The following is a 12,434-nucleotide window of genomic DNA, read 5'->3' on the forward strand; positions in this document are numbered from 1 at the left end:
ATGATAATCAGAAAATGAATAATGCTATAAAGTAAAACTACGTTCCCGCCCGCAGCCAAATAGCTGGTCAGGCCGGCAAAAGCATGTTTTTATTTACGCAGAGCAGCCGCCCCGGCCTACAGCTGGCGCAGCCGGTCGGCGGCAGCAATCAGGGTTTCGTCACGCTTGGCAAAGCAGAACCGCACCAGGCCGTGGTCCCGCCGGTCGTGGTAGAAGGCCGAAACCGGCACCACGGCCACGCCCGCTTCCCGGGTCAGGCGCTGGGCAAACGTGACGTCGTCTTCGGAGGAAATGCGGTGGTAGCGGGCCAGCTGAAAGTACGCACCCGGAGCGGGCAGCAGCTCGAAGCGGGTATGGTCGCGGAGCAGGCCGGCAAACAGGTCGCGCTTCTGCTGGTAAAATTCGGGCAGGCTGGTGTAAAGCTCGGGGTCGGGCAGCACGTCGGCCAGGGCGTGCTGGGTGGGCGTGCTCACGGCGAAGGTCACGAACTGGTGCACGCGGCGCACTTCGGCCGTCAGCAGGGGCGGGGCAATGCAGTAGCCGACTTTCCAGCCCGTGGCGTGGTAAGTTTTGCCAAACGACGAAAGCACAAAGCTGCGCTCGGCCAGGGCGGGCTCCTGCAACACGCTGCGGTGCTGCTGCCCGTCGAAGACCATGTGTTCATAGACCTCGTCGCTGAGCACGAGCGTGGGCGTGTTGTCCAGCAGCTGCCCCAGGGTGCGCAGATCGTCGGCGGTGAGCACGGCGCCGCTGGGGTTGTGGGGCGAGTTGAGCAACACCAGGCGGGTGCGGGGGGTGAGGGCGGCGGCCACTAGGTCCCAGTCGGGCCGAAAGTCGGGCAGGCGCAGGGGCACGTACACCGGCACGCCGCCCTGGAGCCGGATGGCCGGTCCGTAGAGGTCGTAGGCCGGCTCGAGCACCAGCACTTCGTCGCCGGGGCGCACCACGGCGGCCAGCACGGCGTACAAAGCCTCGGTGGCCCCGCTGGTGACGGTGATTTCCGAGTCCGGGTGCGGGGCGGGCACGCCGTAGAGCCGGGCCGTTTTCAGGCTGATCTGCTCCCGCAGCCGGGGCAGGCCGGGCATGGGCGCGTACTGCTGGTGGCCGGGCGTGGTGGCGTGGCGGGCCAGGGCTTCGCTGAGCACCCGGGGCGGGTCGTAGTCGGGAAAGCCCTGGGCTAGGTTGATGGCCCCGCACTCGGCCGCCAGCTGCGACATGACGGAGAAAATGCTGGTGCCCACGTCGGGCAGCTTGGACACAAGAGCGGGTAGGGACATCGACGAAAGCGCTAAGAATATGGGCCGGCGCGCCACCCCAGTTCAGAGCCGGCAGCTAGCGGACCGTAAACTACGGCTTGTCGGTCATTTGTGTATCCCAGCCCCCGGCTTTATCAGATGGAATACAGCAGCGGTTCGGCTGTGGAGGCTGGCAGCGGGGCGGCCGAAGTGAGGTGAATCCGGAACACGGTGCCCTCATTGACCACGCTCTGGACCTCCACGTGGCCGCCGTGACTTTGCACGATACGGTTGACTAGGTACAGTCCCATGCCCGAGCCGTCGACGTGGCTGTGGAAGCGGCGGAACATGGTGAAGAGCTGGGAGCCGTAGCGTTCCAAGTCAATGCCCACGCCGTTGTCCTGTACTACCAGCACCGGATGGCCCTCTTCCAGCTCACTGCGGAGCAGAATCCGGGGGCGGCGGGTGGGGGCGGCGTACTTAAGGGCGTTGCTGAGCAGGTTATACAGCACGCTCTGCAGGTTGGGGCGCACAAATTCCACCACCGGCACCTGCGTAAAATCCAGCGTCACCTCGGCCCGGATGGAGCTCAGGTGCTCCCCGATGCTGGCCAGCACCTCCCGCGCCAGCGGCTCCAGCAGCACGGTTTCGGGCGGCAGATTGTGGCGCAGCTTCTGCACCTGCACCAGTTCCGAGAGGTTGTGAATCGTGTCGTAGATCTGGTGCAGGGCCCGCTCAAACATGGCAATGAGCTTCACCGCGTCCGGGTCGCGGAAGTAGGCCGTGCGGGTCAGCTCCTCGAAGATGCCGGCCATGTTGTTGATGGGCTGCTTCAGGTCGTGGGAGGCAGTGTAGACGAAGTTGTCCAGGTCCTGGTTGGTGTGGGTAAGCGCCGCGTTCTGCTGCTCCAGGCGCTGTTGCACGGTCTTGAAGTCGTCGATGTCGGTGCTGGTGCCAAACCACTTCACGACGTGGCCCCCGGCGTCGCGCATGGGCCGGGCCCGGTGCAAAAACCACCGGTACTGCCCGTCGGCCCCGCGCCAGCGGCTTTCCTCCTGGTAGTCCTGACCCGAGCGGATGCTGGCATAGTACTGGGTTACCACCTTTTCGCGGTCTTCGGGAAAGACTACCGCCGTCCAGCCCTTCTGCTTGCTTTCCTCGGGGCTGAAGCCCGTGTAGTCCGACCAGCGCTGGTTGTAATAGTCGATGCGGCCGTCGGGGCGGGCGGTCCACACAATCTGCGGAATGCTTTCGGCCAGGAAGCGGAACTGCTCGTCGCGGCGGCGCACCTCGGCGTCGAGCTGGTCGGCGCGGCGGCGGGCCTGCACCCGTTCGGTAGCATCGGTGGCAAACAGCAGAATACCCTGCATCCGGCCGTCCTCGTCGTGCAGGGGCTGGTAGGTGAAGTCGAAGTAGCGCGTTGCCACGGGCTGGCCGGCCGCGTCGAGAATCGGAAACTCAACCTCGAGGGCGGAGTACGGCTGGCCGCTGGCGTACACGGCGTCGAGCAACGGCAGCAGACCGTCCGCCGCCAGCTCCGGCAACGACTCGGCCACGGGCTGCCCCACCCGGGCCCGGCCAGCCAGCAGTTGCTGCAGCTGCTCGTTAATGAAGCCCACCACGTGCGTGGGGCCAAACATGGTGATGATGTAAGCCGGCACGTTGCCGATAATGTTCTGCAGCTGCTCGTCTTTCTCCTGGAGTAGTTGCAGAGCCTGCCGCCGCTCGTGAATGTCGGTGTTGGTGCCCACCCAGTGCAGAATGTGGCCGTCGGCGTCGCGCAGGGCCTCAGCACGGGCCAGAAACCAGCGGTACTGCCCCTGCTGATTGCGCCAGCGGTGTTCGGCTTCGAAGCGGGTGCCGGTGGCCAGCGCGTGCTGCCAGCGGGCCGTGGTCGGGCCCAGGTCGTCGGGATGAATAAATTTCTCCCAGCCCCATTCCTGCAGCTCGGCGAAGGTGCCGCCGGTGAAGTCGTACCAGCGCTGGTTGTAGTAGATCACGCCGCCTTCCGCCCGCGACATCCAGGCCATCTGGGGCAGGGCTTCGAGCAAGTGGCGAAACTGCTCGTTGCTTTGCTGCAGGGCCTGCTCGGTCCGCTTCTGGGAGTCGATATTGGTAGCCGTGCCCACCCACTGCGTCACGGTGCCGTCGGGGGCCTGCACGGGTACGGAGCGGCTTAAAAACCAGCGGTATTCCCCAGTAGCCTGCTCGAGCAGCCGAATCTCCATTTCCACCGGCTCGGGTCGGAGCAGGGCGCCGCGGCGCTGCTCAAAGATGCGGGCAAAGTCGTCGGGGTGGGTCAGGTGCTGCCACTGCCAGTCGCGCGAGTCGGGCAGGGCGAGGCCCGTAAAGTGCTCCCAGTACGGGTTAACGTATTCGAGGTGACCCTCGGCGTCGGTAATCCAGATAAGCTGGTGCTGCACTTCGGCCAGCAACTGAAAGCGGGTGGCGCTCTGCTGGGCCAGCCGCTCGGCGGCCCGCTGCCGGGTCACGTCCTGCATGGCGCCCAGCAGGCGCACGGGCTGGCCTTGGCCGTCGCGCAGCACGTAGGCGCGGTCCACGACTTCAGCCCAGCTACCGTCGCCGCGCTCAAAGCGGTATTCGATGGTGAAAACCGTTTCCCGGGGCGAAGCCAGGGCGCGGGCCTGCTCGGCGTGCACCCGGGGCCGGTCGGCGGGGTGCAGCCGCTCGTGCCAGAAGTTCAGGGCCTGGCAGTCGGTTTCGGGCGGGAAGCCGAAGAGCGTTTTAAAGGCCGCGTTGCGCCACACGGTGTCGGTACGCGGGTCGTAGTCCCAGATGGCGTCGTGGGTGGCCTGGGCCAGCAGCCCGAAACCTTCCCGGTTGAGCGTGTCCTGCTGGCGGGCCAGCACCTCGTCCGTCACGTTCACCACCCGGCACAGCAGGTAGCGCAGCGTGTTGTGCGGGGTCAGCACGGGCCGCAGCTGTAGCTGCCAGTAGCTCGGCACGAGGCTGCCGTTGCTGCGGCGCAGGTTGTACTGCAAGCTGAGCGTGTGGCTGCGGGGCATGCGCACCACCTCGGCCAACGCTTCCTGCCAGGCGGGCAATGACACCAGCTCCGAGGCGGGGTGCTGTGCGAAAACAGTGAGGGCGGGCTGGCCGAGCAGTTCCCCGCGGGAAAGCTGTAGCAGGTGGCAGAGTCCCTCGTTGGCGGCCGCAATGCGCAGGTCCGGGCTTAGTACGAGGTGCGGGGCGAGCAGAGCCTCGAAGATAAGCTCAAAGTCAACGGCTTCAGCGGACATGCGGCATGAAAAAAACGAGGGGCTTCATTGCCGGATCAGACGACCGGAATTCGCGGACTGGCCGCTCTAACAAAGATAGGGGCTGGCGGCCCGTTGCCATGGGTTCAGCCGAAAAAAGGCTCCGCTCCCGCAGAAGCTGAGCCCTGACCCGGGTGGAGGGCCGCTATTCGGTCTTGAGCAGAGCAGGAAAAGCCTTACGGAACTTGGCCACCTTGGGTCCCGACACCGAGCGGATGTAGGAATCGTCGGGGTGGAGGCGGTAGTAGCCCTGGTGGTAGTCTTCGGCGGGCCAGAACCGGGTGAAGGGCACCACCTGGGTCACGATGGGGTCGGGGTAGTGCTTGGTGGAATTCACCCGCTGAATGGTGGCTTCGATGAGTTGCTTTTCCTCGGGGGTACGGTAGAAGGCAATGGAGCGGTACTGCGTGCCGGCGTCGGGGCCCTGGCGGTTGAGGGTCGTCGGGTCGTGGGCGCCTACGAAAAACACGTCCAGCAGCGTCTGGTAGCTGATCTGCTTGGGGTCGTAGTAAATTTCCACCGACTCGGCGTGGCCCGTGGCACCGCTGCCGACCTGCTCGTAGGTGGGGTTCAGCTCGGGGCCGCCGGCGTAGCCCGACACGACCTGCTTGACCCCGCGCAGTTCTTCGAAAATCTCTTCTTCGCACCAGAAGCAGCCCCCGGCGAAGGTGGCCACGGCCAGGCCGTCGAGGGAGGCGGGGGCACCGCCGGTGGTGGGCTGGCGGAAGGCGGCGGGCTCGGTGGCGGCCGCGGTTTCGTCGGTGGCTGGGGTGCGCTGGGTGCAGGCCGCTATGCTCAGCAGCAGGCCCAGCAGATACAAGGGAAACTGGAAGGTCTTCATCACGGCCTACATACGCGGTGGAGCTTGGGTGGGATGCCGTTTAGACCACGAAGCTCAAGCATTGTATCCAAATAAAAATGGGTGGAAATTTGCCCCCGCTACTTCTTTCCGTTCCGTCAGCCGCCCCACCCCATGCCCACCCACCTGCGCCGACCCGATGGCCACATTTTCCTGACCGTAGAGCGGGATCGGACCAACAACTGGATTTACGCGCACTGGACCGGCATTCAAACCCTGGCCACCATTCAGCAGGGCGGCCTGTTTTACGTCGACATGCTGCGCCAGGAGCCTTGCTCGCGCCTGCTCAACGACCACCGGGAGTTGATTGGGCGCTTCACGGACGCCAACGAGTGGATTGCCACCGTCTGGACGCCCCTGATTCTGCAGGCCGGGCTGCGCTACTTCGCCCAGGTGCTGTCCCCGGGTATTTTTGGGCAGATGTCCATTCAGGATCTGCACCAGCGCATCGGCGACCAGTTCGAGATGCAGTTCTTCAAGGATTTCGAGGCTGCCCAGCAGTGGCTGCGCAGCCTGCCCGACTGAGTCCATTAAGTCGGGAAAATAAAAAACGCCGGCCCCGGGGCCGGCGTTTTTGCTACGTGGGCGGTTAAGCGCTGACGTTAGTTGAGCTGCAATTGGGCCAGGGCCTTGTTGATGAAGTCGATTTCCTCGGCGGCCAGCTTCACCTCAATGGCGCGGGCATTCTGCACGGCCTGCTCGGCATTGCGGGCCCCCACTAGGGCCACCGTGATGCCGGGCTGAGCCAGCGTCCAGCGGATGACGAGCTGGGACAAGCTGGCATTTTTGCTTTCGGCCATGGGCTGGAGCTTGGCCAGGAAGGCATTCACCCGGGTGATGTTGTCGGCCGTGAACAGGCGGTTGGTGGCGCGCAGGTCGGAGGCGTCGAAGTGCTGGCCGGGCCGAAACTTGCCGGTCAGCAAACCTAGCTGCATCGGGCTGTAGGCCAGAATGGCCTTGTTGTGCTCAAGGCAGTAGGGGACCAGGTCCTGCTCAATGTCGCGGCGCAGCATGCTGTAGGGCACTTGGTTGGAGGCCAGCGGCACGGTCTGCTCGGCTTCGCGCATCTGGTCCACCGAGTAGTTGCTCACGCCCACGGCCCGCACTTTGCCCTGTTCCACGAGACGTTGCACGGCTTCCATCGTGTCGGGGATGGGAGTGGTTTTGTCGGGCCAGTGAATCTGGTACAGGTCGATGTAGTCGGTGCCCAGGCGGCGGAGACTGTCTTCGCATTCTTTGATGATGCTGGCCGGGGCGGCGTACTTGTACACGTCGAGGTCGTGGCCGCTGTTGTCCTTGGTTTTCATGGCGAAGTCGCCCTGGGCCAAGTCCCAGCGCATACCGAATTTGGTAAGCACCTGCACCTTGTCGCGGGGCAGGCTCTTGATGGCTTCCCCCACGATTTCCTCGCTCAGGCCCTGCCCGTAAATCGGGGCCGTGTCGATGGACGTAACGCCCAGGTCGTAAGAGGCGTGAATGGCGCCCACGGCGTCGTTTTGTTCGGTGCCGCCCCACATCCAGCCTCCGGCGGCCCAGCTGCCGAAGGTGATGGCCGAGGCCGTGACGGAGGAGTCGCCTAGTTGCTTGTATTCCATAAAAGAGATGATTCTGACGAAGTAAATGCCGACCGGCGGGCCGGCCGTGGTAAGCCGGTACAACCAGCCCGACGGGCAAAGGTTGGCTGCTGGGCCCGGGTTGGCGCCGCCGGGGCGCATAAAAAACGCCGGACCAGGGTCCGGCGTTTTTGCAAGGGGAAGAAGCTTGGGTCTGAGCCCGGCTTAGCGCGTGGTGCTGCCGCTGGTCGAGCCCGAGGTCATGGTGCCGGACCGGGAGCCGCTGGTCATGCTGCCTGAGCGGGTGCCTTTCGCCTTCGATTTCATCTTGGTGCCCGAGCCCGAAGTGGTGCGGCCGCTGCCGCTGGTCATGCTGCCCGAACGGCCGCTGGTCGTGCCGTAGGTGGTGGAACCCGAAGTGGTACCGGAATTCATGGAGCCCGAGGTAGTGCCCGAGGTCATCGTGCCGGTGGTGGTGCCGGAAGTCATCGTGCCCGAGGTTGTCCCGGAGGTCGTGGTGCCCGAGGTCATCGTGCCCGAAGTTGTGCCGGAAGTCATCGTACCGCTGGTCGTGCCCGAGGTCATGGAACCGGACGTGGAACCACTGGTGGTGCCGTAGGTGGTGGTGCCCGAGGTGGTACCGGCCGTCATGGAGCCGGTAGTAGTGCCGGCGGTAGTGGTCTGAGCTTTAGCGGTCGAAAGGCCCGCAACTAACAGGGCGAGAGCAATCAAAGTACGTTTCATGGGGATGGGTGTTGGGTTGGGGAACGTCGGCTTGTTAGAAAAGCGCAACAGCAAGTGGTTTTCTATCAAAGCTTTACGCGGCTGTTGGATAGGATGTTCCAAATAAAATTCCGGCTTTTTCCCAGGCAGGCTGATAAGCTGGGCACTAGCTGGGACCCGATTTGCACCGGATAAGTCCCTAAAGCGCTGGTGCCGCGCATGCTGCGGCCAGTGCTGGGCGGTGGCTCTAATGGGCATCTTTTTGAGTAGATTCGTGTTGGCCCCTCACCACTTATTCTCTGATCCGGCATTATGAAGAAAGTCCCGCTCGTTTTCCTGGCTGCCGTGGGCAGCGCATTAGCCGGCAGCAGCTTACCCGCCCGGGCCGGCAACGGCGGCGGCACCTCGTCGGTGACGGTGGTAGTATCGGAGCTGGTTTCGACCCGGGCGGCCGTGAAGCTGTACTTCTACAACGTGCGCGACACGTTTTTGCAGCACGGTGGCTACGCCTTTATGCGGGTGGTGCGCCCCGGCGGCCAAAGTCAGATTCAGCTGCCCGTGGACTTGCCCAATGGGGAGTGGGCCGTGGCCATCACCCAGGACACGAACAACAACGACAAGCTCGACAAGAACTTCCTGGGCATCCCGACCGAGCCCTACGCGTTTTCCAACAACATCCGGCCCACCGTCAGCGCCCCCGACTTCAACCAGTGCAAGTTTCTGGTCAGCGGCTCGGGCAAGGTGGTTTCCATCGTGCTGAAAAAGTAGCGGGCCGGCCGCGCAGGATACTAATCCCCGACTTGGTGCCTTTCCTTACTCGAATTCTCTGAAGCGTTCTGGCCATAAGCCAGAGCGCTTTTTTGGGTAGTGTTGGTGGAGTTTTTTGGAAAATAGAAGTTGTAACACGTTGCGGAGCGCAGAGCTCGTGTTAGTGTAAACGACCGTTTCCGTGAATTGTCTGAACTGTCACTAGTGCAGATGAATTATCTGCTGCAACTGATTGGAATGTTCGACAAAGGGCTTTCCATCAATGTGCAGGTTTCCGATGATATCACTCAGCAAACTACCGGAATAGGCGTTCAGACGATCTTGGGCCAGCAGGATGCGGAACTGGTACACGTTGTGGTCGTCCACGTACACCAAACAGTACCCCTGGTAGGGTTTCTCCTGCACCCGCAGGGTCGTATACCGCTCCACTGCAAAGTCGTTCGGGAACACTAGGTGATTCAACGTATCGGACTCTACCGCATCGAAGCGGGAAAATTTTGATGTGGCCAGGCGCCGTGCCAGGGCCAAGTAATCTAGAGAGGGACTATTCTTTGCCAAGCGGGTAAAGGTGACCCGTTCAGTACTGTCGTGGCTATCGAGTGGAACAAGGACTAACTCTTGGCCGTCGTCTTCTATGTGGGACTTCCACTTAGGCGGGACGCAGATGATTTCCCTTCCTGCCTCAAACACGGCCCAGTTGGCTAACTCCGGACTAATCTCTCGTTCAAAGTGAGCGGACGTAACCTCTACTGTATCAACAGGCATCGGCGCAGCAGCTTGCCGTTGTTCTTCGCTAAGGGTTGGGCCACATTGCGTACAAATAGCAAGCAAAAAGCAGGGTAACAGAATACGAAGACGCGAGTGAGTGCGGAGAAGATAGTTCATGTGAGCAAAGCGGAACCTGTTCCCTAAGGTCCGTTAAAGTAAGGCTCCTTCTCCTAAACCGCTGCCGGTGCCCGCCTACTGGCCTGGCAAAGCGGTGCTACGGACCAGATTGAGTTCCCGAAACTCAGCTTTGGACGCGTTTCGGGAACTGTGTGCTTCTCGCAAGATCTGGGTAAGGAAAAGCTTGGGGTCGGGGCTTTTGCTTTCCAGCCCGGGACCGGGTTTCTTGCGGCGTCCCAACCCCTTGCCATGCGCCACTTTCTGCTGCCGGCCGCTCTGAGCCTGTTTGCCCCGCTTGTTGTTTCGGCCCAAACCCTGCCCATCCTGGAGCAGAACCCGCCCGCGCTGCGCTGGCAGCAGGTGCGCGCCCCGCACTTCCGGGTGCTCTACCCGCAGGGGCTCGACTCGGCAGCCCAGCGCACGGCCCGGCGGCTGGAGCAGGTGCACGGCCCCGGCACGGCCACGCTGGGCGTGGTGCCGCCGCCCATCAGCATCGTGCTCCAGAACCAGACCACGGTCAGCAACGCCTTTGTCACGTTTCTGCCCCGGCACGCCGAGTTTTTTACCACGCCCCAGCAGGGCATGGGCCTGGGCACCGTCGACTGGCTCGACGGGCTCGTGCTGCACGAGTACCGGCACGTGGGGCAGTTCGACAAGGCGCGCCAGGGCATCGGGCGGGTACTGCACCCGCTGCTCGGCGACGGGGGCCTGGGCGTGGCGGCGGTGGGCGTGCCGCAGTGGTTTTTCGAGGGCGACGCGGTGGGCAACGAAACCGCGCTGAGTCGCAGCGGCCGGGGCCGGATTCCGAGTTTCGGCGTGGGCTTGCGCGCGAACCGCCTCGGCGGCCGCCACTACAACTACCAGCAGGCCGTCAACGGCTCCCTGCGCGACAACGTGCCCGACTGGTACGTGCTGGGCTACTTCATGACGTCCTACCTGAAAAACCACTACGGCCCGGCCGTCTGGAGCCGGGTGCTGGACCGCTACTACCGGTTCCCGTTCTACCCGTTCTCCTTTTCCGACGGCATCCGGCGCACCACCGGCCTGACCGTGGAGCAGCTCTACGCCCGCACCATGGCCGACCTCGACTCGACCTGGCAGGCGCGGCAGCAAAGCCTGCAAGCTACCCCCGGCCGCGACTTTGCGGTGCAGCCCGAGCAGCAGGGCAAACGGCCAGTCTTCACCGAGTACCGCTACCCGCAGTACGTCGACGATAGCACCGTGGTAGCCATGAAAACCGGCCTCGGCGACATTGCCCAGCTCGTGCTGCTGCGTCGCCACGGGGCCGAGCAACAGCTGTTTGTGCAGGGGCTGGTCAATAGTCCCGAGCTGCTGTCGGTGGGTGGGGGCAAGGTGGTCTGGCCCGAATTTCGGCCCGACGCGCGCTGGGGGCAGCGGGTATATTCCGAGCTGCGGGTTCTGGACGTGCGTACCGGCCAGCTTACCCACCTGAAGCGCCGCCGCTACGCCGCCGCGGCCCTGAGCACCGACGGCCGCCGCCTCGTGGCCGTGCAGACCGACTCGTCCTACCACCACGCCCTGGTGGTGCTCGATGCCGCCACCGGCGCGGTGCAGCAGACCCTGCCCAACCCGCGCAACGACTTCTACACCCAGCCCCGCTGGACCGCCGACGGCCGCCTGGCCGTGGTCACGCTTAGCCGGGCCGGCAAAACCATCGAACTGCTCGACCCCGCCACCGGCGCGGCCCAGGCGCTGCTGCCGGTGGCCAACGTGAACCTGACCAACCCCCAGCCCTGGCAGGACTACGTGCTCTACAACTCGCCCCAGTCGGGTATCGACAACGTGTACGCGGTGCAAATCAGCTCGGGCCGCACATTTCAGGTCACGTCGCGGCCCCTGGGCGCCTACCACGCCGCCGTAGCCCCCGACGGCCGCCACTTGGCCTTCCACGAGTTCCGGGCTGAGGGCTCCCGGGTAGTGGAAATGCCGCTGGACCCCGCCACCTGGCTACCCGTGCCCGCCACGACCACCGACACCCAGGGCACCTACGCCGCCGCGCTCAGCGCCCAGGAGCCCGGCGCCCCCGTGGTGCAGCCCCTGCTAGTCGCCCCCGACCCGGGCGCGCCCTACCCCGTGCAGCGCTACTCGCCCCTGAAGCACGCGTTTAATGTGTTCAGCTACGGCCTGATCCAGAGCCCGACCGGCAACGGGCTGAGCGTGGGCGTCCGCTCCCAGGATCTGCTCAGCACCACCCAGGCCGTGGTGGGTCTGGGCTACGACCAGACCGAGCGCACGGCCAACGTGTTCGGGGGCCTGAGCTACCAGGGCCGCTATCCGGTGCTGGACGCCAGCGTGGAGTACGGCGGCCGCGACGCCAGTATCCTGACTTCCCAGGGCAACCTGCGCGACCAGTGGACCTACACCCGCCTGAGTACCGGGCTGCGTCTGCCGCTCACGCTTACCCGCTCCAGGTACCTCGAAGCCCTGACCCTGGGCGCTTACTACCTCCACGATCAGGTGCAGGGCTACGACCTGCCGGTCCGCTACCTCACCGAGGTAGGCCCGAGCTCCCCGCTCAACGGGGTGCAGACCACCCTTAGCTACGCCCGCCAGCTCAAGCAGAGTGCCCGCGACGTGGCTCCGCGCTGGGGCCAGAGCCTGCTCGTGACCTGGCGCACCACGCCCTTCGGCGCCGGCCTCGACGCGGCCCAGCTCGGCGCCCAGGCCAGCCTCTACGTACCTGGCCTCGGCAAGCACCAGGCCCTGCGGGTGCGCGGGGGCTACCAGCGCCAGCAGCAGCGCGAGTACCGGTTTGGAGCGGCCGTGTCGTTTCCGCGGGGGGAGGGCTACGTGAGCTTCGACCGGCTGCGCGCCGCCAGCGTCGACTACTACCTGCCCCTGGCCTACACCCACTGGACCCTGGGCCGGGTGCTCTACATTCAGCGGCTGCGGGCCACGGGCTTCGTCGACCTAGCCCACGGTGAAAGCACCATCAGCGGCGTGGTGCGCACCCGCAACTACCGCAACCTGGGCCTCGATGCCAACGTGCTCTTCAACGTACTGCACCTGCGCACGCCCCTCGAAACCGGCCTGCGCTTTGTCTACAATACCTACACCCAGAGCTTCGTGGTGGAGCCGCTGGTGCTCAACATCCGCCTCTGAACTGATGAGC

Annotated in this window: 9 protein-coding genes; 3 read left to right on the forward strand and 6 right to left on the reverse strand. The window is 64.4% G+C overall.

What is annotated here, in order from left to right:
- Positions 1–116 precede the first annotated feature (116 nt).
- The 3 genes from EWM57_RS08715 to msrA form a co-directional block, all read right to left on the reverse strand.
- Positions 117–1,277: a methionine aminotransferase gene (locus tag EWM57_RS08715; protein ID WP_129920756.1), complete on the reverse strand. Its 1,161-nt coding sequence runs from the start codon at positions 1,275–1,277 to the stop codon at positions 117–119.
- A gap of 113 nt (positions 1,278–1,390) precedes the next feature.
- The gene (locus EWM57_RS08720) at positions 1,391–4,495 is read right to left on the reverse strand and encodes a PAS domain-containing sensor histidine kinase (protein WP_129920757.1); all 3,105 of its coding nucleotides are present in this window, start codon (positions 4,493–4,495) and stop codon (positions 1,391–1,393) included.
- Positions 4,496–4,658: 163 nt separating this feature from the next.
- Positions 4,659–5,354, reverse strand: a complete 696-nt coding sequence (gene msrA / locus EWM57_RS08725) for a peptide-methionine (S)-S-oxide reductase MsrA (RefSeq protein ID WP_129920803.1) — start codon at positions 5,352–5,354, stop codon at positions 4,659–4,661.
- A 132-nt stretch (positions 5,355–5,486) separates the two neighbouring features.
- Here msrA and EWM57_RS08730 point away from each other — a divergent pair, with 132 nt between their 5' ends.
- Positions 5,487–5,897, forward strand: coding sequence for a hypothetical protein (locus tag EWM57_RS08730; protein WP_129920758.1), 411 nt, complete (start codon positions 5,487–5,489; stop codon positions 5,895–5,897).
- Between the two features lie 77 nt (positions 5,898–5,974).
- Here EWM57_RS08730 and EWM57_RS08735 read toward each other — a convergent pair whose 3' ends face one another.
- On the reverse strand, positions 5,975–6,967 hold the full coding sequence (locus tag EWM57_RS08735; RefSeq protein WP_129920759.1) for an aldo/keto reductase: 993 nt from the start codon (positions 6,965–6,967) through the stop codon (positions 5,975–5,977).
- Between the two features lie 183 nt (positions 6,968–7,150).
- Positions 7,151–7,669 (reverse strand): hypothetical protein, encoded by a 519-nt coding sequence (locus EWM57_RS08740; protein ID WP_207218286.1) that lies wholly within the window; start codon positions 7,667–7,669, stop codon positions 7,151–7,153.
- Between the two features lie 291 nt (positions 7,670–7,960).
- On the opposite strand from EWM57_RS08740, the gene EWM57_RS08745 reads away from it, so the two are divergent.
- Positions 7,961–8,416 carry a DUF2141 domain-containing protein gene (locus tag EWM57_RS08745; protein WP_129920760.1) on the forward strand — a complete coding sequence of 152 codons (456 nt, stop codon included), beginning with the start codon at positions 7,961–7,963 and terminating at the stop codon, positions 8,414–8,416.
- Between the two features lie 201 nt (positions 8,417–8,617).
- Here the strand turns inward: EWM57_RS08745 and EWM57_RS08750 are convergent, their stop codons facing one another.
- On the reverse strand, positions 8,618–9,301 hold the full coding sequence (locus tag EWM57_RS08750; protein WP_129920761.1) for a hypothetical protein: 684 nt from the start codon (positions 9,299–9,301) through the stop codon (positions 8,618–8,620).
- Between the two features lie 249 nt (positions 9,302–9,550).
- Between EWM57_RS08750 and EWM57_RS08755 the strand changes: the two genes are divergently transcribed.
- Entirely contained in the window at positions 9,551–12,424 is a 2,874-nt protein-coding gene (locus tag EWM57_RS08755) for a TolB-like translocation protein (RefSeq protein ID WP_129920762.1), read from the forward strand.
- Positions 12,425–12,434 lie beyond the last annotated feature (10 nt).

The organism is Hymenobacter persicinus (assembly GCF_004167665.1).
GTDB lineage: Bacteria > Bacteroidota > Bacteroidia > Cytophagales > Hymenobacteraceae > Hymenobacter > Hymenobacter persicinus.

What these genes read in the sequence shown, in the direction of transcription:
- EWM57_RS08755 (WP_129920762.1), top strand. Translation starts at nt 9,551, where the DNA reads ATGCGCCACTTTCTGCTGCCGGCCGCTCTGAGCCTGTTTGCCCCGCTT.
- EWM57_RS08715 (WP_129920756.1), bottom strand. Translation starts at nt 1,277, where the DNA reads ATGTCCCTACCCGCTCTTGTGTCCAAGCTGCCCGACGTGGGCACCAGC.
- EWM57_RS08740 (WP_207218286.1), bottom strand. Translation starts at nt 7,669, where the DNA reads ATGAAACGTACTTTGATTGCTCTCGCCCTGTTAGTTGCGGGCCTTTCG.
- EWM57_RS08720 (WP_129920757.1), bottom strand. Translation starts at nt 4,495, where the DNA reads ATGTCCGCTGAAGCCGTTGACTTTGAGCTTATCTTCGAGGCTCTGCTC.
- EWM57_RS08750 (WP_129920761.1), bottom strand. Translation starts at nt 9,301, where the DNA reads ATGAACTATCTTCTCCGCACTCACTCGCGTCTTCGTATTCTGTTACCC.
- EWM57_RS08730 (WP_129920758.1), top strand. Translation starts at nt 5,487, where the DNA reads ATGCCCACCCACCTGCGCCGACCCGATGGCCACATTTTCCTGACCGTA.
- msrA (WP_129920803.1), bottom strand. Translation starts at nt 5,354, where the DNA reads ATGAAGACCTTCCAGTTTCCCTTGTATCTGCTGGGCCTGCTGCTGAGC.
- EWM57_RS08735 (WP_129920759.1), bottom strand. Translation starts at nt 6,967, where the DNA reads ATGGAATACAAGCAACTAGGCGACTCCTCCGTCACGGCCTCGGCCATC.
- EWM57_RS08745 (WP_129920760.1), top strand. Translation starts at nt 7,961, where the DNA reads ATGAAGAAAGTCCCGCTCGTTTTCCTGGCTGCCGTGGGCAGCGCATTA.